Origin of the sequence: Myxococcus llanfairpwllgwyngyllgogerychwyrndrobwllllantysiliogogogochensis (genome assembly GCF_006636215.1) — a bacterium.
Taxonomy (GTDB): domain Bacteria; phylum Myxococcota; class Myxococcia; order Myxococcales; family Myxococcaceae; genus Myxococcus; species Myxococcus llanfairpwllgwyngyllgogerychwyrndrobwllllantysiliogogogochensis.
This window is the reverse complement of record NZ_VIFM01000092.1, coordinates 13,117-37,628: the sequence shown is the minus strand read 5'-3', so window position 1 is coordinate 37,628 and position 24,512 is coordinate 13,117. Positions and strand designations below refer to the sequence as shown.

General features: G+C 69.2%; 17 protein-coding genes. 12 read left to right on the top strand and 5 right to left on the bottom strand.

What is annotated here, in order from left to right:
* From FJV41_RS22755 to cysI, 9 genes are all read left to right on the top strand, one after another.
* On the top strand, positions 1–5,186 hold a 5,186-nt coding region (locus tag FJV41_RS22755), incomplete at its 5' end, for a non-ribosomal peptide synthetase (RefSeq protein WP_141644631.1).
* A gap of 103 nt (positions 5,187–5,289) precedes the next feature.
* Positions 5,290–6,513 (top strand): alpha-hydroxy acid oxidase, encoded by a 1,224-nt coding sequence (locus FJV41_RS22750; protein ID WP_141644630.1) that lies wholly within the window; start codon positions 5,290–5,292, stop codon positions 6,511–6,513.
* 482 nt (positions 6,514–6,995) lie between these two features.
* Positions 6,996–7,745, top strand: coding sequence for a phosphoadenylyl-sulfate reductase (locus FJV41_RS22745; RefSeq protein ID WP_141644629.1), 750 nt, complete (start codon positions 6,996–6,998; stop codon positions 7,743–7,745).
* Between the two features lie 14 nt (positions 7,746–7,759).
* Positions 7,760–8,416 (top strand): precorrin-2 dehydrogenase/sirohydrochlorin ferrochelatase family protein, encoded by a 657-nt coding sequence (locus tag FJV41_RS22740; RefSeq protein WP_141644628.1) that lies wholly within the window; start codon positions 7,760–7,762, stop codon positions 8,414–8,416.
* Positions 8,413–9,213, top strand: a complete 801-nt coding sequence (gene cobA, locus FJV41_RS22735) for a uroporphyrinogen-III C-methyltransferase (protein ID WP_141644627.1) — start codon at positions 8,413–8,415, stop codon at positions 9,211–9,213. Before FJV41_RS22740 ends, cobA begins: the two co-directional genes overlap by 4 nt.
* Positions 9,206–10,123 (top strand): sulfate adenylyltransferase subunit CysD, encoded by a 918-nt coding sequence (cysD, locus tag FJV41_RS22730; protein WP_141644626.1) that lies wholly within the window; start codon positions 9,206–9,208, stop codon positions 10,121–10,123. The genes cobA and cysD overlap by 8 nt, the downstream gene beginning before the upstream one ends.
* The gene (locus FJV41_RS22725; protein WP_141644625.1) at positions 10,123–11,856 is read left to right on the top strand and encodes a GTP-binding protein; all 1,734 of its coding nucleotides are present in this window, start codon (positions 10,123–10,125) and stop codon (positions 11,854–11,856) included. Before cysD ends, FJV41_RS22725 begins: the two co-directional genes overlap by 1 nt.
* Positions 11,853–13,694: an assimilatory sulfite reductase (NADPH) flavoprotein subunit gene (locus tag FJV41_RS22720; protein WP_141644624.1), complete on the top strand. Its 1,842-nt coding sequence runs from the start codon at positions 11,853–11,855 to the stop codon at positions 13,692–13,694. Before FJV41_RS22725 ends, FJV41_RS22720 begins: the two co-directional genes overlap by 4 nt.
* Positions 13,695–13,718: 24 nt before the next feature.
* On the top strand, positions 13,719–15,410 hold the full coding sequence (gene cysI, locus FJV41_RS22715) for an assimilatory sulfite reductase (NADPH) hemoprotein subunit (protein WP_141644623.1): 1,692 nt from the start codon (positions 13,719–13,721) through the stop codon (positions 15,408–15,410).
* A gap of 13 nt (positions 15,411–15,423) precedes the next feature.
* On the opposite strand, the gene FJV41_RS22710 is transcribed toward cysI, so the two are convergent.
* Genes FJV41_RS22710 through FJV41_RS22700 form a run of 3 tightly spaced genes read right to left on the bottom strand, consistent with a single transcriptional unit; the run spans position 15,424 to position 18,334 of the window.
* Positions 15,424–16,020: an HD domain-containing protein gene (locus tag FJV41_RS22710; protein WP_217439887.1), complete on the bottom strand. Its 597-nt coding sequence runs from the start codon at positions 16,018–16,020 to the stop codon at positions 15,424–15,426.
* A 59-nt stretch (positions 16,021–16,079) separates the two neighbouring features.
* Complete coding sequence (locus FJV41_RS22705; protein ID WP_141644621.1) at positions 16,080–17,138, bottom strand: SDR family oxidoreductase; 1,059 nt, start codon at positions 17,136–17,138, stop codon at positions 16,080–16,082.
* Positions 17,135–18,334, bottom strand: coding sequence for an MFS transporter (locus FJV41_RS22700; RefSeq protein WP_141644620.1), 1,200 nt, complete (start codon positions 18,332–18,334; stop codon positions 17,135–17,137). The genes FJV41_RS22705 and FJV41_RS22700 overlap by 4 nt, the downstream gene beginning before the upstream one ends.
* A 106-nt stretch (positions 18,335–18,440) precedes the next feature.
* Here FJV41_RS22700 and FJV41_RS22695 point away from each other — a divergent pair, with 106 nt between their 5' ends.
* Positions 18,441–19,346 carry a LysR family transcriptional regulator gene (locus FJV41_RS22695; protein ID WP_141644619.1) on the top strand — a complete coding sequence of 302 codons (906 nt, stop codon included), beginning with the start codon at positions 18,441–18,443 and terminating at the stop codon, positions 19,344–19,346.
* 15 nt (positions 19,347–19,361) lie between these two features.
* On the opposite strand, the gene FJV41_RS22690 is transcribed toward FJV41_RS22695, so the two are convergent.
* The gene (locus tag FJV41_RS22690) at positions 19,362–20,225 is read right to left on the bottom strand and encodes an NAD-dependent protein deacetylase (RefSeq protein WP_141644618.1); all 864 of its coding nucleotides are present in this window, start codon (positions 20,223–20,225) and stop codon (positions 19,362–19,364) included.
* A 153-nt stretch (positions 20,226–20,378) separates the two neighbouring features.
* Here FJV41_RS22690 and FJV41_RS22685 point away from each other — a divergent pair, with 153 nt between their 5' ends.
* Together FJV41_RS22685 and FJV41_RS22680 are read left to right on the top strand one after the other, a co-directional pair.
* A complete protein-coding gene (locus FJV41_RS22685) occupies positions 20,379–22,640 on the top strand; it encodes a tetratricopeptide repeat protein (RefSeq protein WP_141644617.1) in 2,262 nt (753 codons plus the stop codon).
* Positions 22,641–22,681: 41 nt separating this feature from the next.
* Positions 22,682–23,149, top strand: a complete 468-nt coding sequence (locus FJV41_RS22680) for a GNAT family N-acetyltransferase (RefSeq protein ID WP_141644632.1) — start codon at positions 22,682–22,684, stop codon at positions 23,147–23,149.
* Positions 23,150–23,525: 376 nt separating this feature from the next.
* Here the strand turns inward: FJV41_RS22680 and coaA are convergent, their stop codons facing one another.
* The gene (gene coaA, locus FJV41_RS22675) at positions 23,526–24,476 is read right to left on the bottom strand and encodes a type I pantothenate kinase (RefSeq protein WP_141644616.1); all 951 of its coding nucleotides are present in this window, start codon (positions 24,474–24,476) and stop codon (positions 23,526–23,528) included.
* Between the last annotated feature and the right edge of the window lie 36 nt (positions 24,477–24,512).

Genomic DNA, 24,512 nt, shown 5'->3' with positions numbered 1-24,512 from the left:
TCTTCGCTTCCTGGTGGGTCGGCGCCCACGTCGTCCTGCCCACCGGGGGACTCCGCCAGGACATCCCCGCCCTGCTCGACTTCATGCACCGCCAGCAGGTGGAGCGACTCTTCCTCCCCTTCGTCGCTCTCCAGGCCATGGCGGACTCCGTCTCTCACGGCGCCACGCTTCCTTCCGCCCTTCGCGAAGTCGTCACCGCCGGCGAGCAACTCCAGGTCAACGCCACCCTCGCTTCCTTCTTCGAGAAGCTCCCGGGCAGCGTCCTTGAGAATCAATACGGCCCCTCCGAGGCGCACGTCGTCTCTGCCTTCCGCCTCCAGGGCGCACCCTCCTCCTGGCCTCGACTGCCCTCCATCGGCTCGCCTGTCGGCCACACTCAGCTCTACGTCCTCGACTCGCTCGGCCAGCCCGTCCCCATTGGCGTCTCGGGTGAGGTGTACGTCGGCGGCACCCACCTCGCTCACGGCTACCTCGCCCGCCCCGACATCACCGCTCAGGCCTTCGTCCCGAATCCCTTCTCCGGTGTGCCCGGCTCGCGCCTCTACCGCACCGGCGACGCCGCTCGCTGGCGCGCCGACGGCACCTTGGAGTTCCTCGGCCGCCTCGACTTCCAGGTGAAGGTCCGTGGCTTCCGCGTCGAGTTGGGCGAAGTCGAGTCCGTCCTTCGCACCGCGCCAAGAATGCGCGACGCCGCTGCTGTCGTCCGTGAGGACGTGCCGGGCGACAAGCGCCTCATCGGCTACGTCGTCCTCGCTCCCGACACCGCCCTCGACTCCGAGGCCCTGCGCACCTTCCTCCTCAAGCGACTGCCTGAGTACATGGTGCCCTCCGCCTTCCTCTCCCTGGCGGCGCTCCCCCTGACTCCCAGCGGAAAGCTTGCTCGCAAGCTGCTTCCCGCTCCTGACGCCGACTCCCTGCGGGGCGACTCCTCCTTCGTCGCTCCTCGCAACCCCGACGAAGAGAAGCTCGCTTCCCTCTTCGCCACCGTCCTCCGCCTGGAGCGCGTCGGCGTCACCGACAACTTCTTCGCACTCGGTGGCCACTCCCTCCTCGCCACCCAGGTCATCTCTCGCGTCCGCTCCTCCTTCGGCGTCGAGCTTCCCCTCCGCGCCCTCTTCGAGGCCCCCACCGTCGCCTCCCTTGCCGCGCGCATCCTCGCGGCCTCGCAGGAGAGCCTCACCTCTCAGCCTCCCCCCATCCTCCCGGTGCCGCGCTCCGGCCCGCTGCCTCTCTCCTTCGCTCAGCAGCGCCTCTGGTTCATCGACCAGCTCCAGCCCGGCAGCTCCATCTACAACATGCCCTCCTTCGTCCGGCTGGACGGGCATCTCGACATCCACGCGCTCCAGCTCAGCTTCGATGAACTCGTCCGCCGTCATGAAGCGCTCCGCACCACGTTCTTCGAGCTGGATGGGCAACCCTTCCAGCGCATCTCTCCCGTGGGCGAACTCCCGATGGTGCGCGTGGACCTCCGAGGCCTCGACGCGGAGACGTCTCACAGCGAGGTCCAGCGCAGACTGAAAGAGGAGTACCAGCGGCCCTTCGACCTCTCCACGGGTCCGCTCATCCGCGCTCAGGTCCTCGAGTTGAGCGACACCGAGCACGTACTCGCGCTCAACATGCACCACGTCGTCTCCGACGGTTGGTCCATGGGCGTGCTCACCCAGGAGGTCGCCGCGCTGTACGACGCCTTCGCCCACGGCAGGCCGTCGCCCCTCGCGCCGCTCTCCATCCAGTACGCCGACTACGCCGTCTGGCAGCGTGACTGGCTCCAGGGTGCGGTGCTGGACCAGCAACTCTCCTACTGGCGCAACCAGCTCACCGGGACTCCCTCGTTGGAGCTGCCCATCGACAAGGCGCGACCTCCGCTCCAGACGTTCCGAGGGTCCACGCTTCCGGTCTTCCTCTCGAAGGCCGTCTCGGAGCAGCTCAAGGCCCTTGGCCAGAGTGAAGGCGCTACACCGTTCATGCTGCTGCTCGCGGCGTGGCAGCTCCTGCTCTCCCGCTACTCGGGACAGGATGATATCGCCGTCGGCTCGCCCATCGCCGGCCGCCACCGCTCGGAAGTCGAAGGGCTCATCGGCTTCTTCATCAACACGCTCGTGCTTCGCGCCCGCATCGACTCACGGGCGTCCTTCCTCCAGCTGTTGAGGCAGGTGAAGGAGTCCGCGCTGGGTGCCTACGCCCATCAGGACATTCCGTTCGAGCGACTCGTCGAGGAGCTTCAGCCCGCGCGTGACATGAGCCGCAGCCCGCTATTCCAGGCGCTCTTCGTCCTCCAGAACACGCCCGAGTCCGCCGTCCAGAAGTCGGAGCTGACGCTCAGTCCGGTGGACCTGGGCAGCGTGGCGGTCACCGCCAAGTTCGAGCTTCAGTTGAACCTGACGGAGACGTCTGAAGGCGTCTTCGGTGGTCTGGGCTACAACTCCGACCTCTTCGAGCGCTCCACCATCGAGCGGATGGCTCGACACTTCGAGTTGCTCGTCGAAGCTCTCGTGGCGCGCCCCGACGTCCCGGTCCGCGCTCACGGAATGCTGACCATCGAGGAGCGGCACAACCTCCTCGTGGATTGGGCCACCGCTCCCGCGCACGTCTCGCCCGAGTCCACCCTGCCCGCCGTCTTCGCCGACGTCGTCGCACGTGCGCCCGACTCCGTCGCGCTCCTCTTCGGTGACACCTCCCTCACCTACCGTCAGCTCGACGAGCGCTCCAACCAGCTCGCCTGGCACCTGCGTTCGCTCGGCGTCCGCACCGACTCCCGCGTCGCAATCGCCATCGAGCGCTCCGCGGAGCTCATCATCGCCCTCGTCGCCATCCTCAAGGCTGGCGCCGCCTACGTCCCCCTCGACACGAAGTATCCGCGCGAGCGCATTGCATTCATGCTCGAGGACGCTCAGCCCCAGGTCCTCATCTCCACGCGGGCCGTCCTCGACAAGGTGCCCGCCGATGGCCTGACGTGCGTCCTCCTGGATGAGGTGTCGCTGACCAACAGCCCCACCGCAGCCCTGCCGTCGTCCGCGCTTCCCGAGTCGCTCGCCTATATCGACTTCACCTCCGGCTCCACCGGCAAGCCCAAGGGCGTTGGCTGCACCCACAGCGGCGTCATCCACACCCTCATCGGCGTCGACTTCACCCACCTCGGGCCCGAGCAGACCCACCTCCTCCTCGCGCCCATCTCCTTCGACGCCACCACGTTCGAAATCTGGGGCGCCCTGCTCCACGGCGCGCGCCTCGTCGTCCTCCCTCCTCAGGCCCCCTCGCTCGAAGAGCTCTTCCAGACCGTCGCCCGCCATGGCGTCACCACGCTCTGGGCCACCAGTGGTCTGTTCTCCCAGCTCGTCGAGAGTCGCCTCCCCGCGCCTCCTTCACTCCAGCGCGTCCTCACGGGTGGCGACATCGTCTCGCCCCTTCATGTCCGACGCGCGTTGCAGGACTGGGGCATCTCCGTCACCAACTGCTACGGCCCGACCGAATCCACCGTCTTCGCCACGACCTTCCTTGCAGCTCGACCCGAGGACGTTGGCGCAACGATGCCCATCGGCAGGCCCACCAACGGCACCCGCCTTCTCGTCCTCGACGCCTCGCTTCAGCCCGTCCCCATTGGCATCACCGGTGAGCTCTTCATCGGTGGTGACGGCCTGGCTCGCGGCTACGTCGGCCAGCCTTCACTCACCGCGGAGCGCTTCATCCCGGACCCGTTCTCCTCCGTCCCTGGGGCGCGCCTCTATCGCTCCGGCGACCTTGTCCGCTGGAGCCACGACGGGACGCTCGCCTTCATCGGTCGCGCCGACGCGCAGGTGAAGGTGCGCGGCTTCCGCATCGAGTTGCCCGAAGTCGAAGCCGCGATGCTCGCGCATCCCTCCATCCGCGAGGCCATCGCCATCGCTCGCGAGGACGTCCCCGGCGACAAGCGCCTCGTCGGCTACTTCGTCGGCGACGACCTGGACGCCGTCTCCCTCCGAGCCTTCCTCAAGTCTCGGCTCCCTGAGTACATGGTGCCGTCGTCGCTCCTTCGCCTGGACGCGCTCCCGCTCACCTCCAACGCGAAGATTGACCGCAAGGCACTGCCTCCTCCCGAGGCCGTCCTCTCGGCTCCCTCCTCCACCTACGTCGCGCCGCGCACGCCCACCGAGGAGCTGCTCGCCTCCATCTGGGCGCAGGTCCTTCGCGTCCCCCAGGTCGGCATCGAGGACGACTTCTTCGAACTCGGCGGCCACTCACTCCTCGCCATCAAGCTGATGGCGCGGATTCGCGAGCGCACGGGAGTCTCGCTCCCTGTCACCGCGCTCTTCCAGGGCTCCAGCATCGAGCGTCTGGCGCCATTCCTGGAGCAGCAGCAGGACGGCACGCGCGCCACGCCGAACCTCGTGCGCCTCGACTCGGGCACCTCCACCGAGCGCCCGTTGTTCCTGGTCCACGGAGGCGGCGGCAGCGCGCTGGGCTACACGGAGCTCGTTCGGCAGCTCGCGCCGAGCCGGCCCATTCACGGCCTCTCCGCGAGCGGCATCGATGGAGGCGAGTTGCCTCCCGCGTCCGTCGCGATCCTCGCGCGTGACTACCTCTCGCAGCTTCGCGCCGTACAGCCTCATGGCCCCTACCTGCTCGCGGGCTGGTCCTTCGGCGGGCTCGTCGCCTACGAGATGGCGCGTCGGCTCCAGGCATCAGGCGAGCAGGTGGAGCTGCTGGCGATGATCGACAGCCATGCCCCCAAGCCGGAGCCGCGTCCGACACCGGATGCACTGTCGCAGCTCGCGGCCTTCGGACAGGTGCTCGGTCTGCCGTGGCGAGACCTCCCGGTGGACCCGGAGCGACTGACCCGCCTCGAAGGCCGGGAGCGGCTCGCCTATCTGCTGGAGCTGACCCGCCGCGCCTCCACGCACGCCTTCGACCTGGACGTCGACGCGGCGGAGCGTCTCTTCGCGCTCTACCAGCGACTGAGCGAAGCCCAGCGTGGCTATGTGCCCACGGGCGCGCCGTATGAGGGGACCACCGTGCTCATCAAGGCCGCAACGCCGCTCCCCGGGCTCACCGTGACGGCGGACCTGGGCTGGGGCCCGTGGCTTGCCACCGCGCCGACGGTGTACGAGTCACCGGGAGACCACTACACGATGCTGCGCGCGCCCCACGTCACCACGCTGGCCGAGCTGTTCTCGCGACTGCTCGCCGCGCTGAAGCGAGACGCAGCTTGATGCACGCCCGATGCGCGGTCCCCCACGTCGGGGCTGCTAACGTCAGCAGGCCCGCTCCCGGAGTGGATGCTCTGGGGTGTCGGGCCCCGAGGGAGCACGCATCGTGATTGTCAGCATCGATGACCTGCGCCAGCGAGCACGACGCCGGTTGCCCCGAACCGTCTTCGACTACGTGGAGGGCGCCGCCGACGACGGCTTCACCTCCGGCGCCAACCGACGCGGCTTCGACCGCTATCTCTTCCGAGCGCGGGCCCTGGTGGACGTGAGCGCGGTGGACCACTCCACCACGCTGCTCGGAGAGAAGCTGGCCACCCCCATCATCCTGGGCCCCACGGGGCTCGCGGGGCTGCTCGCGCCTCGGGGTGAAGAGCTGGCCGCGAAGGCCGCGGCGAGCCGAGGCACCGTCTTCACCCTCAGCACCATGTCCATCGGAACCCTGGAGGAAGTGGCCGCCGCGGCGCCCTCCCCACTCTGGTTCCAGCTCTACGTCTGGAAGGACCGGAGCGTCACGCGTGCGCTGGTGGAGCGCGCGAAGGCGGCGGGTTATCGCGCGCTGTGCCTCACGGTGGACGTGCCCGTCATGGGCAACCGGGAGCAGGACCGGCGCAATGGCTTCACCCTGCCTCCTCGCGTCCAGTTCTCCAATGTGATGGACGTGCTGCGCCACCTGGGCTGGGTGCTGCGCATGTCAAAGAGCCCCCGAGCCACCTTCGGCAACTTCGTGGACCATCCCTCGCTGACCCGCACCGACGCGGTGGGTGTCGCGCGCTTCACCAACAGCCAGTTCGACCCTTCGGTGACGTGGAAGGACGTGGAGTGGCTTCGCTCCATCTGGACCGGCCCGCTCGTGCTCAAGGGCATCACCTGCGCGGAGGATGCGCGACAGGCCGTCTCGCTGGGTGTCGAGGCCGTCATCGTCTCGAACCACGGAGGCAGGCAGCTCGACTTCCTCCCGGGCGCCATCGACGTGCTGCCGGAGGTGGTGGATGCAGTCGAGGGCCGAGCGGAGGTCATCCTCGACGGGGGCATCCGCCGAGGCTCCGACGTGGTGAAGGCCGTCGCCATGGGCGCACGCGCCTGCATGGTGGGTCGCCCGTTCCTCTACGGGCTGGCGGCCGACGGACAGGCGGGCGTGGAGCTGTCGCTGGACATCCTCACCTCGGAGATTGACCGGACGCTCGCGCTGCTGGGTCGTCCCCGGCTCCGTGAGCTGGACCGCTCCGCGCTGCGGGTCGATACGCCCGCGACCCTGGAACCCACCGCGTCCCCGCACCGACTGGAGACTTCCACCGTCACGAGGCGGGCGGGTGGGACAAGCGACACCTGAGTACCCCTCGGGACAGGGAGGTCAGGTTGACGGCGCGAGGTGACAGCCGTTAGCTTGCCGTTCCGTGTTGACGCCTTCCACTCCGATGGCCGCGCTGTTCCGCCGCTGCTGTCGGTCGTGTGCCTGTTGTGCCCTCTCGGGCCTGGGCTGTTGAAGCGCGCGCCGGAAGCCTCCTGATTCCCTCCGCGCCTCGCCTGGCCCCACCTCCGTCCCGAGGTCTGGGTCTGTTCCGTTGTTTCCCGCACACCGCTTCCCGACGCTCCCTCATGCACCTTCTCTCCACCCAGCCAGTCGCGACGCAGCAGGCGCCCCACGGGGCCCGCTGTGCGTGCTGTCTGGCGTGTGCGTGTGAGGTGTGTCCGCCGACAGGCGGGCCCCGAGCCTCGAGGAGCGGATAGCGGTTCCATCCCTTCTCCCCTGCTCGCGCGGCCCGCCCTCGAAAGAGGCGCGGGCCGTCTGCTTTTCAGCCCCTGGAGTCCACCGTGTCCGTCGTGTCGTCGTCCCCCGCCCTTGGAATCGCTCGCGAGCCCTCGGCCCTGCTCGCGGAAGCCGCGTCGCTCGAAGCCGCCACCACCGAGGAGATTCTCGCCTGGGTCGAGCAGCGGCTCGGCGCGCGCGCGGCCATCGCCTCGAGCTTCGGAGTGGAGGACATGGTCCTCATCGACCTGGCGCGCAAGCACGCGCCCAGCCTGCGCGTCTTCACCCTCGACACCGGTCGCCTGCCGTCGGAGACCTACGAGCTCATCGAGGTCGTCCGCAATCGCTACGGCATTCCCGTGGAGACCTACTTCCCGGAGCGAGCCCGCGTCGAGGCGCTGGAGTCGACCCAGGGCTACTTCTCGTTTCGCCGGAGCCTCGACGCGCGCAAGGAATGCTGCGCCATCCGCAAGGTGGAGCCCTTGCGTCGCGCGCTTCAGGGACTGGACGGTTGGGTGACGGGGCTGCGGCGCGAGCAGTCCGCCAACCGCACCGAGGTCGCCGTCGTCGAGCACGACCGCGACCACGGCGGACTGCTCAAGCTCAACCCCCTGGCGGCCTGGAGCCGGCAACAGGTGTGGAGCTACATCCAGGCGAACGCCGTCCCGTACAACGCCCTGCATGACCGGGGCTACCCGTCCATCGGCTGCGCGCCGTGCACGCGCGCGGTGAAGCCGTACGAGGACGAGCGCGCGGGCCGGTGGTGGTGGGAGTCACGAGAGCACAGCGAGTGCGGACTGCACCCCGTTCGGTGACGCGGACTCTCGCCATGGCGACCTCTACCCCTATCGACTATCCCGTCTGCCTCCGGCTCGAAGGCCGCCGCGTCCTGCTGGTGGGCGGAGGCGCCGTGGCCGAAGGCCGGGCCCTGGCCCTGCTCGAAGCGGGCGCGCGGCTCCACCTGATAGCCCCTGACGTCACCGACACCCTCCAACGCCTGGCCGCCGAGGGACGTCTGGACTGGGAGCGCAGGGCCTACGCCTCCGGCGATGTACGCGGCCACGCGCTGGTGCTGGCCGCGACGGATGAGCCCGCCGTGAATCAACACCTGACGGCCGAGGCGCGTGAGCTGGGCTTGTGGGTGAACACGGCGGACGAGCCGGAGCTGTGCGACTTCACCCTGCCCTCGGTGGAGCGACGAGGCCCCATCACCGTGGCGGTCTCCACCGCCGGTCAGGCCCCCGCGCTGGCGCGCCACCTGCGCAGGGAGCTGGGGGCCCAGGTCGCGCCCCACCACGTCTGGCTGGCGAGGCTGAGTGGATGGCTGCGCCGACGGCTGCCTCGTGGTCCCCGGCGTCAGCGCCTGCTGAAGCAATTGGTGGAGGGAGAGCCTGGCGCGCTGCTCGCGCGCGGTGAGCGAGGGGCCGCGGTGGCTCGGCTTCGCTCGGAACTGAAGACCTTCAAGTCGTCTGGAGAGTTCACATGAAGGAGTCGTCGAGAGGGCGCGTGTACCTGGTGGGTGCGGGCCCTGGAGATCCAGAGCTGCTCACGCTGCGCGCGGCGCGCTTGCTGCGAGAGGCGGACACGGTGGTGCATGACCGGCTCATCCACCCCGGAGTGCTGGAGCACGCGCGTCCGCACGCCCGGCTCATCTACGTGGGCAAGGAAGGTGGGGGCGAGTCGGTACAACAGGAGGCCATCCACGCGGTGCTCATCGCCCAGGCACGGCTCGGCCGCACCGTGGTGCGCCTCAAGGGCGGAGACCCGTTCGTCTTCGGTCGCGGCGGGGAGGAGGCCCTGGCGCTGGAGGCCGCGCGCATCCCCTACGAGGTGGTGCCCGGCATCTCCTCGGGCATCGCGGTGCCCGCCTCCGCGGGCATTCCCGTCACCCATCGGGACATGTCTGGTGAGGTGACCTTCGCCACGGCGTTCCGCGCGGGGGGAGCGCCTGACTGGGGCTTCCTCGCACGCGCCCAGACGCTGGTGCTGTTCATGGCGGGAAACCGCCTGGAGGAGACGACGGCGGCCCTGGTCACCGCGGGTCGCGCGGCCTCCACGCCCGCCGCCCTGGTGGAAGCAGGCACCTGGGAACACCAGCGCGTGGTGGAGGCCACCCTGGGCACCGTCGCCCAGGAGGCGCGCAAGGCCGGACTGGGCTCTCCCTCGCTGCTGGTGGTGGGCGAAGTCGTCGCGCTGCGCGCTCGGCTCCCTTCGCTCGCGGCGAGGAATCACACGGCGACGGGAGACTCCGTCCCCCGGTTCGCGGAGGCGGGACATGACTGACACGACCCATGCACGCTCCACGCACCTGGAGGAGCTGGAATCGGAGAGCATCCACATCCTCCGCGAAACGGTGGCGGAGTTCGCCAACCCGGTGATGCTCTACAGCATCGGCAAGGACTCGCAGGTGCTGCTGCACCTGGCGCGCAAGGCCTTCCACCCGGCGCCCCTGCCCTTCCCGCTGCTCCATGTCGACACGACGTGGAAGTTCCGGGACATGTACGCGTTTCGCGACGCCTTCATCGCGCGACACGGCCTGCGGCTGCTCGTCCATCAGAACCACAAGGCGCTCGCCGAGGGCATCAACCCCTTCGACCACGGCAGCCAGAAGTACACGCACGCGATGAAGACGCAGGCGCTGCTCGAAGCGCTCGCGCTGCACGGCTTCGACGCGGCCTTCGGTGGAGCCCGCCGCGACGAGGAGAAGTCCCGCGCCAAGGAGCGCGTGTTCTCCTTCCGGGACAAGCATGGTCAGTGGGACCCGCGCCGGCAGCGGCCGGAGCTGTGGAACCTCTTCAACGGCCGCGTGGACGCGGGCGAGAGCATGCGCGTCTTCCCCCTGTCCAACTGGACGGAGCTGGATGTGTGGCACTACGTCCTGCGCGAGAAAATCCCGGTGGTGCCGCTCTACTTCGCCGCCGAGCGCCCCGTCATCGACCGGGGTGGCACGCTGCTGATGGTGGATGACGAACGCATGCGCCTGCGCGCCGGGGAGCGGCCCACGCTCCGGAGGGTGCGCTTCCGGACGCTCGGCTGCTACCCGCTCAGCGGAGCCATCGAGTCATCCGCCACCACGGTGGAGGCCGTCATCCACGAGATGGTCCACGCACGTCAGTCCGAGCGCCAGGGCCGACTCATCGACCACGACGAAGAAGGCTCCATGGAGCTGAAGAAGCGCGAGGGGTACTTCTGATGGACACCGCACTCCAGGCCGTTGCGCAACCCGACATCCAACGACTCCTCGACGAGCACTCCAACCGGGCGCTGCTGCGGCTCGCGGTGGTGGGCTCGGTGGACGATGGCAAGTCCACGCTCATCGGCCGACTCCTCTTCGAGTGCGACGGACTCTTCGAGGACCAGATCTCCGCGGTGCGACGTGCCAGCGCGAAGCGGGCCGCCGCCCGGACGGAGCTTCCTCCAGAGCTGCTGGCGCAGGGGCTCAAGGCCGCGGCGGGCGCGGGTGACGAGGAGGAGCTGGACTTCTCCCTCTTCACCGACGGCCTGCGTGCCGAGCGAGAGCAGGGCATCACCATCGACGTGGCGTACCGGTACCTGTCCACGACGCTGCGGAAGATCATCATCGCCGACACGCCAGGACATCTTCAGTACACGCGCAACATGGCCACGGGTGCCTCCACGGCGGACGCGGGCGTCATCCTGGTGGACGCACGACTCGGCGTCCTGCCGCAAACGCGGCGCCACGCGTACATCGCCTCGCTGCTGGGCATCCCCTACCTCGCGGTGGTGGTGAACAAGATGGACCTGGTGGGCTACGAGCGCGCGACGTTCGAGCGCATCGGCTCCGAGCTGGTGGACTTCGCGCGCACGCTGGGCTTCGAGGGCGTGCGCCTGTTCCCCGTCAGCGCCAGCCGGGGCGACAACATCACCCGCCTCAGTCCCCGCACACCCTGGCACGAGGGCGGCACGCTGCTGGGCTGGCTGGAGTCGCTTCCTCACCAGCGAAGGCTCGACGGCGCGCCCTTCCGCTTCCCCGTCCAGTACGTGCTGCGGCCCCATCAGGACTACCGGGGACTCGCGGGCCAGGTGGCCTCCGGTACGGTGCGCGTGGGAGACGAGGTGCAGGTGCTGCCCTCGGGTCGCAGGACGCGCGTGGAGGCCATCGACACCTTCGACGGCGCCAAGGAGGAAGCCTCCGCGACGGACTCCGTCACACTGCTGCTCACGGACGACGTGGACGCCAGCCGAGGCGACCTGCTCGCCCACGTGGACCAGCCGCCCCTGGCGCTACAACACCTGGACGCGATGCTGGTGTGGTTCGGTGAGCAGCCGCTGGACGTGACTCGCCGCTACCTGGTGAAGCAGACCACGCGCACTGCACCCGCGCAGTTCGAGCGTGTGCTCTGGCGCAAGGAGCTGGAGACCCTCTCGGAGGTGCCCTCGGAGTCGCTGGCGCTCAACGACATCGGCCGCGTCCGGCTGGTGTGCCGCCGGCCCCTGTTGTGCGACCCGTACCAGGAGAACCGGCGCACGGGGGCCTTCATCGTCATCGACGCGCTCACCCACGACACCGTGGGCGCGGGCATGGTGCTCGGCCCCGCGGAGTCCACTTCGCGCGCCGGTGCGTCGCTCGTCACGAGCGCCGAGCGACACGGACGGCTGGGCCAGGTCGGCGCCGTCGTCCTGCTTCCCGCCACACCCGAGGCGGCCAGTCGCGCGTTCGCGCTGGAGCGTGAGCTGTTCAACCTGGGCCGCCATGTCGCCACCGTGCCCGGGGATGTGGAAGTGGCCCTGGCCCTGGCGCGCGCGGGCTTGTTCGCCCTGGTCTACGCGGAGGCGCCCCAGGTCCGGCGTGCGCTGCGAGAGGAAGCCCATGACGCGGGCACGGGCTGGTGGGAGCTGGACGACGCGGAGGCCCCGGAGCAGTGGGCACGACGCCTCACCGCCCCACGGGAGGACGCGACATGAGCGCCTCCTCCCCAGGCAATCTCACCCTGTCCCCGCCTCCTTTCATCGGCGCATTGCTGGGCGCGGAGAAGGGCACGTTGCTGCTGGAGCTGGTGGCGGGGCTGGACCCGACGGCGCTTCATTGGCTGAGTGGCTACGCCGCGGGCCTCGCGGCACGCCCCGGTGCGGTCTCCACGGCGGCGTCCGTCGCCATGGCTCCCACGGCGACACCCGCCGCGCCCCTCACCATCGTCTACGGCACGCAGACGGGAAACAGCCGGCTGATCGCCGAGCGACTCAAGCACCAGACGGAGAGCGCGGGCCTTCCCGTGCGCATCATCCGGGCCAGTGAGTACCCGGTGCGAGAGCTGGCACGCGAGAAGCTGCTGGCCGTGGTCATCAGCACGCAAGGAGACGGAGACCCTCCCGACGACGCGCGTGGGTTCTGCGAGCACCTGCTGGGCAAGCGCGCTCCCCGACTGGAGGGCCTGAGCTACGCAGTGCTCGGACTCGGGGACACCAGCTATCCGAAGTTCTGCGAGGTGGGGCGGGCACTCGACGCGCGACTGGCGGAGCTGGGTGCCACGCGGCTGGTGGAGCGCGCCGACTGCGACCTGGACTTCGAGCCCATCGCCACGGGCTGGTTGGACCAGACGCTTGGTCGCGCTCGCGAGGCGCTCGAACCGCGCACGCCCTCCGTCGCCACCATCGTCCCGCTGAGAGGCGCCACGGCGACACCCACCGTGGGCAAGGAGGCCCCCTTCTCCGCGACCGTGCTGGTCAACCAGCGCATCACCGGACGAGGCGCGCTCAAGGACGTCCGCCACGTTGAAATCTCCCTCGAAGGCTCCGGTCTGGAATACGCGCCGGGCGACGCGTTGGGGGTGTGGGCACCCAATCCACCGGAGCTGGTGGACGCCGTCTTGAGGCAGCAGCGACTGGATGGCGCGGAGCCGGTGACGCGCGACGGGAAGACGCTCCCGCTGGCGGTGTGGCTCTCGGAGGGACTGGAGCTGACGCGCCTGAGCCGGCCCTTCCTGGAGCGACACGCCACGCTCGGCGCGAGCACCGCGCTCCAGTCCGTGCTGACGCCCACGGGCGCGGAGGCCTTCCGCGCGCTGCTGAAGAGTCATCAGGTCATCGACGTGCTTCGCCAGCACCCCGCGCCGTGGAGCGCGAAGGAACTGGTCCTCGCGCTGCGCAAGCAGACGCCCCGGCTGTACTCGATTGCCTCCAGTCCCAAGCGCGTGGGTGAGGAGGCACACCTCACGGTGGCGGTGGTCGACTACACGGCCTTCGGCGAGCGCCACCTTGGCGCCGCGTCATCCCACCTGTCCACGCGAGGGGCGGACGCGGACTCGGTGCGGGTCTTCGTGGAGCGCAACGAGCGCTTCCGGCTGCCGGAGGACACGGACCGGGACGTGGTGATGATTGGCCCCGGCACGGGCGTGGCGCCCTTCCGGGCCTTCGTGCAGGAGCGCGCGGAGGTCGGCGCGCGCGGACGCAACTGGCTGTTCTTCGGAGAGCAGCACTTCCGCAGCCAGTTCCTCTACCAGTCGGAGTGGCAGGAGGCGTTGAAGAAGAAGACGCTCCACAAGCTCTCGCTCGCCTTCTCCCGCGACACGGCGGCGAAGGTCTACGTCCAGCACCGGCTGCGCGAGGCGGGCAAGGAGCTCTACACCTGGCTGGAAGGCGGCGCCCACCTCTACGTGTGCGGCGATGCCCAGCGCATGGCACCGGATGTCCACGCGGCCCTGGTGGACGTCATCGCCGAGCACGGTGGCCGCGGCCGAGAGGACGCCGAGGACTGGCTCAAGACGCTGCGTGACGAGCGGCGCTACCTGCGTGACGTCTACTGAATCCTTCTGACTGTGAGCAATGACATGAGCACCCAGCCCAAGCCCCTCTCCGAAGTGGAGCACATCAAGGCGAACAGCCGCCTTCTGCGCGGAACGCTGGCGGAGAGCCTGGCGGACCCGGTGACGGGCGCCATCTCCACGCCGGACACCAGCCTCATCAAGTTCCACGGCAGCTACCAGCAGGATGACCGGGACCTCCGCGAGGAGCGTCGCCAGCAAAAGCTGGAGCCGGACTACAGCTTCATGCTGCGCACCCGGCTCCCCGGGGGCGTCTGCACCGCCGCGCAGTGGCTCGTCATGGACGGGCTGGCGCGTGAGCACGCCAACGGCACCCTGCGCATCACCACGCGGCAGGCCTTCCAACTGCACGGCATCCTCAAGGGCGACCTCAAGCCGACAATCGCGCGCATCAACGCCGCCCTCATCGACACGCTGGCCGCATGCGGCGACGTCAACCGCAACGTGCTGTGCAATCCCAACCCGGTGGACACCCGCGTGCATGAAGTGGTGTACGGCTGGGCGGTGCGCCTGTCCGAGCACCTGCTGCCCAAGACTCGCGCGTACTACGAGCTCTGGTTGGACGAGGAGAAGGTGGCCGGCGGCGAGGAGGAGCCCCTGTACGGCGCAACCTACCTGCCCCGGAAGTTCAAGGCCGCGGTCGCGGTGCCGCCCGAGAACGACGTGGACCTGTTCGCGCAGGACCTGGGCTACATCGCCATCATCGAGGACGGCGTCCTCCAGGGTTTCAACGTCGCGGTGGGCGGCGGCCTGGGCGCGACCCACGGTGACGCCAACACCTTTCCCCGGCTGGCGGATGTGCTGGGCTTCGTGCCTCCCGAACAGATGCTCGCGGTGGCCGAGGAGGTGCTGAAGATTCATCGTGACCACGGAGACCGGGGCAACCGCAAGCGCGCGCGCCTGAAGTACGTCCTGGAGGACCGGGGCGTCGCCTGGTTCACCGAGGAACTGGAGCGCCGCCTTGGCTTCAAGCTGGAGCCCACGCGGCCCTTCACCTTCGAGCACAACGGAGACCGCTTCGGCTGGAGGGAGGGCCACGACGGGCGCTGGCACCTGACGTTGCATCTGGACAGTGGCCGCGTGGCGGACCGGCCCGGCGCGCTCCACCTCACGGGGCTTCGCGAGATTGCCCAGGTGCATGCCGGCGACTTCCGGCTGACCCCCAATCAGAACCTCGTCATCGCGGGAGTGCCCCCGGAGTCCAAGGAGCACATCGACGCGCTCGTCCGGGCCCATGGACTGGAGAGCTTCCGGACCGCCAGTCCGCTGCGGCGCAACGCGCTCGCCTGCGTGGCCCTGCCCACGTGCGCCCTCGCCATGGCCGAGGCGGAGCGCTACCTGCCGACCTTCGTGGGGCGCGTGGAGGGCCGACTCCAGGCGCATGGCCTCCAGGACGCCAACATCCTGCTGCGCATCACCGGCTGCCCCAACGGCTGCGCGCGCCCCTACCTCGCGGAGATTGGCCTCGTGGGCAAGGCCCCCGGTCGCTACAACCTCCACCTGGGCGGGGATGCCCGGGGCCAGCGCCTCAACCGACTGGTCCGGGAGAACATCGACGAGGCGACCATCCTCTCGGTGCTGGAGCCACTGTTCGCGGCGTATGCGAGCGAGCGACAGCAGGGTGAGGGCTTCGGCGACTATCTGGTGCGGGCGGGGCACGTCCCCGCGCCTCCGTCCCGCACACCTCAGGCCGCCTGAGCGACGCGCTCACTCACGCGCCGAACCAGCCACGCTGGCGGGCCTCTTCCAGACGGCCCTCCAGGTACTCCCACAGGGCGGGGCACCCCGCCTGGATGGGGGGCGCGATGCGTGCCACCACCCGCGCGTGACTGACGCCGTTCTCCCGCCAGCTCTGTCCCTCGTTGGAGAGGTTCAGCAACACCGGCATCGCACGGTCCACCGCGTTCGCGTACCGGGACTCGGGAGTCTCCGCCTGCTCGAACTCCTTCCAGAGCGCGAGGAACGCAGGGCCCTGGGGCGCGGGCAACAAACCGAAGATGCGCTCCACCGCGGCCAGCTCCGCGGCCTTGCGCTCCTTCCACCCGCCCTCCACGAACGCCAGCGTGTCTCCGGTGTCGATTTCTCCCACGTCATGCACCAGCAGCATCCGGACCACGCGGTCCTGGTCAATCCCAGGCGGAGCATGGTGGGACAGGGAGAGGGCCAGCATGGCCAACTGCCAGCTGTGCTCCGCGGAGTTCTCGTAGCGAGCAAGGCCCAACGGCTTGACCTTGCGCGTGACACCCTTGAGCTTGTCCAGCTCCAGGATGAAGCCGATGACCTGTTGCATTCCGTCGCCGTGAGCCATCCCCGGATTGTTCCCCACCCCCCAGGCCCGCTCAACTCCAGAAGCGCCACCCCGAGGAATCAGGGAATGACCTTCGCGCGGCGGAAGTCATCGAAGAGGCGCAGGAACATCGCCTCGGTGTCGACGAACTCGTGGAAGCCGAAGCGCCGCGCCTTGGTGCCGTCGGCGAACATGTCGTAGTCCCACGAGAAGACGAAGTCACCGAAGCGCCAGGAGGACACGTCCTGGTAGGAGTGGCCCGCCAGCCCGTGCTTCTCCGTCATCGCCTTCCAGAGCGGCGCCTTGTCCGCCATGACGACGTCGAGCGACATCTGCAGCGGAGGCGCGACTTCCAGCCCGAAGTAGCGGGCAATCTTCGGCCACAGCTCGCTCCAGCGGAACAGGTCGCCGTTGTTGATGTTGAACGCCTGGTTCGCGCAGCGCGCATCCGTCGCCGCCCACACCGTCGCCTTCGCGAGCAGCCCCGCGTCGGTCATCTCCAGCAGCGAGTGATACGCACCGGGCTTGCCAGGGAAGCGCAGCGGCAGCCCCAGCTCCTTGGAGATGGACGCATAGACGGCAATCACCAGGGCCAGGTTCATCGGGTTGCCGAGCGCTACGCCGCCCACCACCGACGGACGCAACGCGGTCCACGTCCACGCCTTGCCCTTCTGCCGCTGCTCCAGGAAGCGCTGCTGGTCCACGTTGAACTCGGGCGGCATGTGGTCCGGGTCCGTCTCCCGAGCCGGCGTCTTGAAGGGCCCCAGGTGCGCGCCGTAGACCTTGTAGCCCTGCATGAGACTGACGTGGCGCAGGCCCGCGGCCACCGGCTCGATGGCGTCCACGACGTTGACGAGCATCGCCAGGTTGGGCGCGACAAGCTCCGCCCACGTCGGCCGCTCCTGGTACGCGGCGTAGAAGATGTGCGTCACATGGCCCAGGTTCGCCAGCTTCACGCGGCAGTCTTCCGCGTCGAGCAGGTCCACCTGCACGTGCCGCACGCGCTCGGAGGAAGGGCCGCCTCGCCGGGACAGGCCGATGACCTCCCAGTCACCCAGCGACTCGAGGTGCTCGATGAGGTTGCGACCGATGACACCCTGCGCGCCCACCACGAGGGCGACCTTGTTGACCGTGCTCATGACACTCCTCCTTGCAGCATTCGTTCGTTGGGAGCGCCGAGGCGGCGCTCGCGGGACTCCAGGCGCAGCGCCAGGAGGACGATGAAGATGGCGGACACCGGCACCAGCGCCGACACCCACGTGACGGCGCCCAGGCCCGGGCCGCGGTCGATGATGACGCCACCGAACCAGGCGCCCAGCGCGTTGCCCAGGTTGAAGGCTCCGATGTTGAGGCTCGACGCGAGGCTCTGACCGGCCCCTTCGGCCTTCTCCAGCACCCACATCTGAAGCGGCGGCACCGTGGCGAACGCCGCCGCGCCGAAGAGGCCGATGGCGATGACCGTGAGGACGCGGTCATGCAGGACGAACGTCATCCCGAACAGCACCAGCGCCAGCACCGCGAGGCTGCCGAGGATGGACGGCACCAGCCGCCGGTCCGCGAGCTTGCCGCCCACGAGGTTGCCCACCACCAGCCCACCGCCGAAGACGAGTAGGATGGGAGACACCGCCGTCGGCGAGAAGCCGCTGAGCCGCGTCAGGATGGGCGCGATGAAGGTGAACACGGTGAACACCCCGGCGAAGCCGAGCACCGTCGTCAACAGCCCCAACAACACCGGCCGCCGGCCCAGGGCCCGCAAATCAGCGCGCCAGTCGTTCGCCTCTTGCGACGCCTCGTCACGCGGCACGAACAGCGCAATCACCGCCACGGCGAGCAGGCCAATCAGCGCCACGGCCCAGAACGTCGAGCGCCATCCGAGCGACTGCCCCAGCCACGTGCCCAGCGGTACACCGAGGATGTTCGCCACCGTCAGGCCGGTGAACATGATGGCGATGGCCGACGCGCGCTTGTCCACCGGCACTAGGCCCGTGGCCACCACGGAGCCCACGCCGAAGAACGTGCCGTGGGAGCGCGCGGTCAACACCCGCGCGGCCATCAGCGTGCCGTAGGTGGGCGCCAGCGCGCAGCCGATGTTGCCCAGCGTGAAGATGACCATCAACCCCAGCAGCACGTGCTTGCGGGACCAGCGTCCCGTCAACACGGTCAGCACCGGGGCGCCGGCCACGACGCCCAGTGCGTAGCCGGAGATGAGCAGGCCCGCCGTGGAGATGGAGACCCCCAGGTCCGTGCCCACCTCCAGCAGCAAGCCCATGATGACGAACTCCGTGACGCCGATTCCAAAGGCGCCCGCGGTCAATGCGAACAAGGCCAGCGGCATGATTCGCGGCCCTCCCGTGAAGAAGTTGGATGGGGCCTTGTATGGACGGGGCGAATTCGCTGCGGTAGAGCGACGTGCGGAATAGGACTTGTGAGTTCGGCTCACCATGGCTCGCCTGGACGTCAATCGCTTCGGAGAGATGGAAGTCTTCGTGAAGGTGGTGGAGCTGGGAGGCTTCTCCGCCGCGGCGCGAGCCTTCCGGATGACCCCCTCCGCGGTGAGCAAGCTGGTGGCCCGGCTGGAGCAGCGGTTGGGGGCTCGGCTGGTCAATCGCTCCACGCGCGCGCTCCAGCTCACGCCGGAAGGCTGCGGCTTCTATGAACGCAGCGTGCGAATCCTGGGTGAGCTCGACGAGGCGGAGCGCGGTGCCGCCGCGAGCGACGAGCCCAGTGGGCGACTGCGCATCAACACCAACCCAGCCTTCGGGCGCTGCATCCTCATCCCCCTGCTCCCCGGCTTCTTCGCCCGATATCCGTCGGTGACGGTGGACCTCACGCTGACGGACAAGCTCATCGACCTGCTCGATGACCGCACGGATGTGGCCATTCGCCACGGGCAGCTCAAGGACTCCCAGCTCACCGCGCGCAGGCTCGGTGAGACGCGGATGGTCATCGTCGGCTCGCCGGACTACCTGAAGCGCCAGGGCGTGCCGAAGACTCCGGGCGAGTTGGCGTCACACAACCGGCTGGGCTTCAGCTACGCGCGCGCCATCGAGGGCTGGCCCCTGACGGAGTCCTCCTCGCAGCTCTCGCTGTCCCCGGTCGGCAACATCCAGGCGAGCGACGGCGAAGCGCTGCGACAACTGGTGCTGGCCGGAGTGGGCCTGGCACGGCTGGCGCGCTTCCAGGTGAAGGACGACCTGGACGAAGGCCGCCTCGTGGCCGTGCTGGAGGAGCACAACCCCGGCGACACGGAGGTCATCCATGCCCTCTTCCTCAGCCAGGGCGGACACCTGCCCGCGCGCGTGCGCGCCTTCGTGGACCACCTCACCACGCACGTGCGCCTGCCCTGACGGGCGACGACGCGCTCAGCTTCGCGCCAGCGCCTCGGCGAGCCTGGGCAGCACGTCTCCAGCGCTCGCTTCCACGCGGAGGTCCGCCAGCTCCACGCCACGACACTCGCCCAGGTTGAGGATGGCGATGGGCACGTGGCGCTCTGCGGCGCGGACGAGAAAGCGATAGCCGGAGTAGATGGCGAGCGACGAGCCCACCACCAGCAGCGCGTCCCCTTCTTCCAGCAAGGCGAACGCCTCCGTCACCGTGGGCGCGGGCACGTTATCGCCAAAGAACACCACGTCCGGCTTCAGCGTCCCGCCACAGCGCACGCAAGCGGGCACCTGAAAGGACTGGAGCGCCTCCGACGACAGCTCCGCGTCACCGTCCGGCCGAAGCTCCAGCACCTGGTGGGAGAAGTCCGGGTTGAGCGCCAGCAGTCGCGCCTGCAGGTCGACACGCGCCTCCTGCGCTCCACAGTCCAGACAGCGCACGCGAGCAAGCGCGCCGTGCAGCTCGATGACGCGCGAGCTGCCCGCGGCGTGGTGCAACCGGTCCACGTTCTGGGTGATGAGGCCGGGGACATGTCCACCCTGCTCCAGCGCGGCCAGCGCCCGGTGCGCGGGGTTCGGGTGGGCGGAAGCGAAGCGGGGCCAGCCGAGCAGACTCCGGGCCCAGTAGCGGGCCCGCACCTCGGGGCGCTGGAGGAACTCCCGGTGCTGGATGGGATTGCGCGCCCGGGCCCGCGTGCCCGGCCCGCGATAGTCCGGGATGCCTGACTCGGTGCTGCAACCCGCGCCGGTGAGCACCACGGTGCGCCGTCCGCGCAGCAACGAAACCAGGGCGTCCACATCCTGGGCGGCCCCGGGAACGGGCGACGTCTGCGACAGAGGGGTCATGGCGGCCTAGGTATAATGGCCTCCCCGGCGGCTTGCCCAGACTCCCTGTCGGGCCCCCACCGCGACGCCCACCTCGCGGGCCAGGCCGGCGGTCGGGCCTCTGCTCGGAGCCCGTGTTAGAGTGGGCATCAGGGGCCAGTTCCGAGGAAGTACATGTACGCGTTGGTTCTTGTCCTGTTCTTCGCCTCCCAGGCTCCGGCCTCGGCGACCGAGCAGCCCCCTTTCCACGGCGCCCCCGGGCTTCAGGCCGCGTATGAGCAGGCTGACGCGGCCTTGCGGAACGACCAGCCGGAAGAGGCGTTGCGCAACTTCCACCGCTTGCTCGCGGATGCCCCCGAGCATCCCGCGACGCACTGGCTCCACGGGCGGCTGCGCCTCAAGCGGGGCCATTTCGCCGAGGCCGAGACGGCGCTGAGTCAGGCCCTCGCGCGCGGCATCGACCCGAGGCATCGCGAGGAGGTCGAAGGTCAGCTCGACGCCGTCCGACGGCACCTGTCGGCCATGGAGGAAGCGCGCCTGGGGATATCGTCGGAGCACGGCGTGAACGCTCACGACCCGGAGTCGCTCTTTGACGCGGGGATTCGCTCCCTCGAGGCGGGCGAGGTCGAGGGTGCGCTGGCCCATGCACGGCGACTGACGGCGCTCGCGCCCTGGAATGGCGAGGGCCATGCGCTGCTCGCCGTGATTCTGGAGACCCGGGGAGACGACGAGGCCGCGCGGGAAGCGGTCCGGCGAGCCCGAGAGCTGGGCGCCACCCAGGGACTGCTGCGGGTCGTCGAGGAGCGGTTCGAGGACCGGCGAAGGGGGTGGCTGCTGGTGGGGATTCCCCTCGGGATGGCGCTGTTCCTGGGGTTGGGGCTGCTGCTCTCCTGGCTCGCGGGCCGAGCGTTGTCCTCGGCGCAGTTGGGCCGGCTCCAGGCGAGCGACCTGCACCTGCTGCGTGAGGAACAGACCGCGAGCGAGCGACTGGTGGACCGGCTCTACATCGCGGTGCTCTGGTTCTCGTCCCTGCTGTTCTACGTCGCCGTGCCGATGATGGTGGTGCTGACCCTGGCCGTGTTCGGAGGACTGCTCCTCGCCATGGCCATGATGCCCGTCATCCCGGTGAAGCTCCTGTTCATCGTGGTGATTGCCTGCCTCGGTGGCATCATCGGCATCTTCCGGGGCTTGTTCTTCCGCGACGCCCAGCCAGACGAAGGCCGCGCGCTGAAACGCGAGGAGGCCCCGCGCCTCTTCGCCGCGCTGGAGGAAGTGGCGGACGTCGCGAAGTCGCGCAAGGTGGACCGCGTCCTCATCGACGCGGGCACGGGAATCGGCGTGAGCGAGCGAGGAGGACGGTTGAGGGGGCTGCTGGGACGTGGTGAGCGGGTCCTCCAACTGGGGCTGGGCGTCGTGCGACTGCTCACGGTCTCCGAACTCAAGTCCATCCTCGCGCACGAGTATGGCCACTTCTCCCATGGCGAGACGCGGCTGACTCCCATCATCGGTCGCATCCAGATCCAGATGGTCCGCATGCTCCACGCCATCCAGGCGGCGGGCTGGGCCTCCATCAATCCGGTGTGGTGGTTCCTGCGCACGTACTTCTTCGTCCACCTGCGCATCACCGCCGGGCACGGACGCCGCAGGGAGCTGCTCGCGGACCGGGTGTCCGCGCTCGCCTATGGCGGCGACACCTTCGCTCGCGCGCTGACGAAGACGGTGGAGGGCAGTGACGCGTTCAAGCGCGGAATGAGCGTGACGGTGGGGCTGCGCGCCACGGGAAGGCCCACGAAGGACCTGTTCCACACCATCGACGTGGTGGCCCGGGACACGCCGCTCGAGTTCCAGGCGTTCATGCATGCGCAGCTCTTCGCGTGCCCCGTGGACGCGTACGACACCCACCCGCCTCCTTCCGAGCGCATCGAACGCGTGGCGGGCCTCCCTGGTCACCGCCCTGTCGAAGACACGTCCGCGCTGACGCTGTTCGCCGATGGCGAAGCGCTCACGGCCGAGCTGGGCGGAGAGCTGCTTTCGAACCTGGAGAACACACTGGAGGGTCAGGGCCACGAGGCCGCCCCGCCCGTGGACGTGACGGACGAGGAGCGGGACCGCCTGGCCGCCGCCCTCGCCCTGCACCATGCGGCAGTCGTCCTGGGAGAACACCAGCACCCGGTCGCCTATCCCCTGCTTCAGGAGTCGGTGGGTCGACTCGAGCAGACCGCCGGTGAAAAACACCCGTATCTGGTGCCCCTGCTCACGGACCTGTCGAGGCTCCACGTCGAGCACCAGGCGCTCGACGCCGCGAGGCACGCGCTCCAGCGCGCCATCGACATCGTCCAGTCCCGGCCGGACCACGTGCGGCAAGAGGTGGATGCACTCAACGTGTTGCTGTCGGAGATTCCCCACGACACCAGAGCTGAGTCCCGCACCGACTGAACCTCCGCAAGGAGCGAGCATCCGTGGTAGACGCCTTCCGCATGCCGAACTGGCAATGGAAGGCGTTCTCGGAGCTGACGTTGGACGAGCTGTATGACGTGCTCGCCCTGCGCCAGGAGGTGTTCATCGTGGAGCAGAAGTCGCTCTACCTGGACGTGGACGGGCTGGACCGGAGCGCCCTCCACCTCCTCGCCTTCGAGGACGCAGGCCCTCAGTCCTTCCTCTCAGCCTATCTGCGCATCCTCCCACCCGACGTGAAGTTCCCCGGCGCCTCCAGCCTGGGCCGCGTGGTGACGTCACCCAGGGCGCGAGGGCGTGGACTGGGACGAGAGCTGACGGCGCGAGGCATCACCCGGCTCGAAGCCCTCTACCCCGACGCGGACATCCGCATCTCCGCGCAGGACTACCTGCGGGCCTTCTACACAAGCCTCGGCTTCGTCGCCGAGGGTGACATCTACGACGAGGACGGCATCCCGCACATCGAGATGGTCCGCCGCCCCCGACGCTGAGCAACGCCGCGTACACGCGCGACTGGAGCGCCTCACGCTACGTGTGACAGGCGCCGTGGTTTTCGCGCCCCCTGAAGCTCAAGGGGATGCCGTTGCTGGAGGCTCCGCGTCAGCGACCCGAAGGAGGTGTTCGGTGCCGTCCACTCGCACGGGACACTCGAAGCCCACCGGACACCCGTCGGAGCCCGCGTCCGCCGCGAGACTCGGGCCGGACAGAAGGGCCAGCGCAAGCACCATCACTGAGCGGACCGTACGGTGAATCGAAGGGAGGGGCATGCGGTGACTCCCACTGTGTCGCTGAAATGTCCCAGACATACACCCCGGGCACAACCGCTCGCCAACCGCGGTCCCTCCACCGCGCGCTGACACGGGCGGACTACAGCTTGCGCAACCGCACGCGCTTCACCTTGTGGTCCGGTCCCTTGAGCAGGATGAGCCGGGCGCGCGAGCGAGTGGGCGCGATGTTCTGCGCCAGGTTGGGGCCGTTGATGTCGCCCCACACGGACTCGGCCATCGTCACCGCTTCGTCCTTCGTCAGGTCGGAGAAGCGGCGGAAGTAGCTGCGCTCGTCGCGAAACGCCGTCTGCTGGAGCCGCAGGAAGCGGTCCACATACCAGCGGCGGATGTCCTGCTCGCTCGCATCCACGTAGATGGAGAAGTCGAAGAAGTCCGACAGGAAGGTGTGCGGCACCCGCTGTCCGGTGGCGCCGGACTGGAGCACGTTGAGCCCTTCCAGGATGAGGATGTCGGGTTGGCGGATGACCTTCGCCTCGTCGGGAACCACGTCGTAGACGAGGTGCGAGTAGACCGGCGCCGACACCTCTGGACGTCCCGCCTTCAGCTCCGCGAGCAGGCGCACCAGCGCGCGCCGGTCATAGCTCTCCGGAAAGCCCTTGCGCTTCATCAGCCCGCGCTCGGTGAGGACGCGGTTGGGAAAGAGGAAGCCGTCCGTGGTGACCAGCTCCACGCGAGGATGGTCCGGCCACCGGCCAAGCAGGGCCTGGAGGATGCGGGCCGTGGTGCTCTTGCCCACCGCCACGCTGCCGGCGATGGCAATGATGAACGGCACCTTGCTGGTGGAGCCCCCCAGGAACGCCTGCTGCTCCATCCACAGCCGCTGGGCCGCGGCCACCTGGAGATTGAGCAGCCGGGACAGGGGCAGGTAGACGTCGGAGACCTCCTCCAGGTCCAGGTGCTCACCCAGCCCCCGCAGACCGTCCAGGTCCTCCGTCGTGAGCGTCAGCGGCGTGGACGCGCGCAGCGCCCGCCAGGCTTCGCGCTCCAGCTCGACGAACATGGACACCGAGGGCGCAGCGGGTGCGGACATTGCGAGTCTCTCCTGCGGGTGCTGGATATCGCGCCT

What these genes read in the sequence shown, in the direction of transcription:
- FJV41_RS22740 (WP_141644628.1), top strand. Translation starts at nt 7,760, where the DNA reads ATGGCGACCTCTACCCCTATCGACTATCCCGTCTGCCTCCGGCTCGAA.
- cobA (WP_141644627.1), top strand. Translation starts at nt 8,413, where the DNA reads ATGAAGGAGTCGTCGAGAGGGCGCGTGTACCTGGTGGGTGCGGGCCCT.
- cysD (WP_141644626.1), top strand. Translation starts at nt 9,206, where the DNA reads ATGACTGACACGACCCATGCACGCTCCACGCACCTGGAGGAGCTGGAA.
- FJV41_RS22725 (WP_141644625.1), top strand. Translation starts at nt 10,123, where the DNA reads ATGGACACCGCACTCCAGGCCGTTGCGCAACCCGACATCCAACGACTC.
- FJV41_RS22720 (WP_141644624.1), top strand. Translation starts at nt 11,853, where the DNA reads ATGAGCGCCTCCTCCCCAGGCAATCTCACCCTGTCCCCGCCTCCTTTC.
- cysI (WP_141644623.1), top strand. Translation starts at nt 13,719, where the DNA reads ATGAGCACCCAGCCCAAGCCCCTCTCCGAAGTGGAGCACATCAAGGCG.
- FJV41_RS22710 (WP_217439887.1), bottom strand. Translation starts at nt 16,020, where the DNA reads ATGGCTCACGGCGACGGAATGCAACAGGTCATCGGCTTCATCCTGGAG.
- FJV41_RS22705 (WP_141644621.1), bottom strand. Translation starts at nt 17,138, where the DNA reads ATGAGCACGGTCAACAAGGTCGCCCTCGTGGTGGGCGCGCAGGGTGTC.
- FJV41_RS22700 (WP_141644620.1), bottom strand. Translation starts at nt 18,334, where the DNA reads ATGCCGCTGGCCTTGTTCGCATTGACCGCGGGCGCCTTTGGAATCGGC.
- FJV41_RS22695 (WP_141644619.1), top strand. Translation starts at nt 18,441, where the DNA reads ATGGCTCGCCTGGACGTCAATCGCTTCGGAGAGATGGAAGTCTTCGTG.
- FJV41_RS22690 (WP_141644618.1), bottom strand. Translation starts at nt 20,225, where the DNA reads ATGACCCCTCTGTCGCAGACGTCGCCCGTTCCCGGGGCCGCCCAGGAT.
- FJV41_RS22685 (WP_141644617.1), top strand. Translation starts at nt 20,379, where the DNA reads ATGTACGCGTTGGTTCTTGTCCTGTTCTTCGCCTCCCAGGCTCCGGCC.
- FJV41_RS22680 (WP_141644632.1), top strand. Translation starts at nt 22,682, where the DNA reads ATGCCGAACTGGCAATGGAAGGCGTTCTCGGAGCTGACGTTGGACGAG.
- coaA (WP_141644616.1), bottom strand. Translation starts at nt 24,476, where the DNA reads ATGTCCGCACCCGCTGCGCCCTCGGTGTCCATGTTCGTCGAGCTGGAG.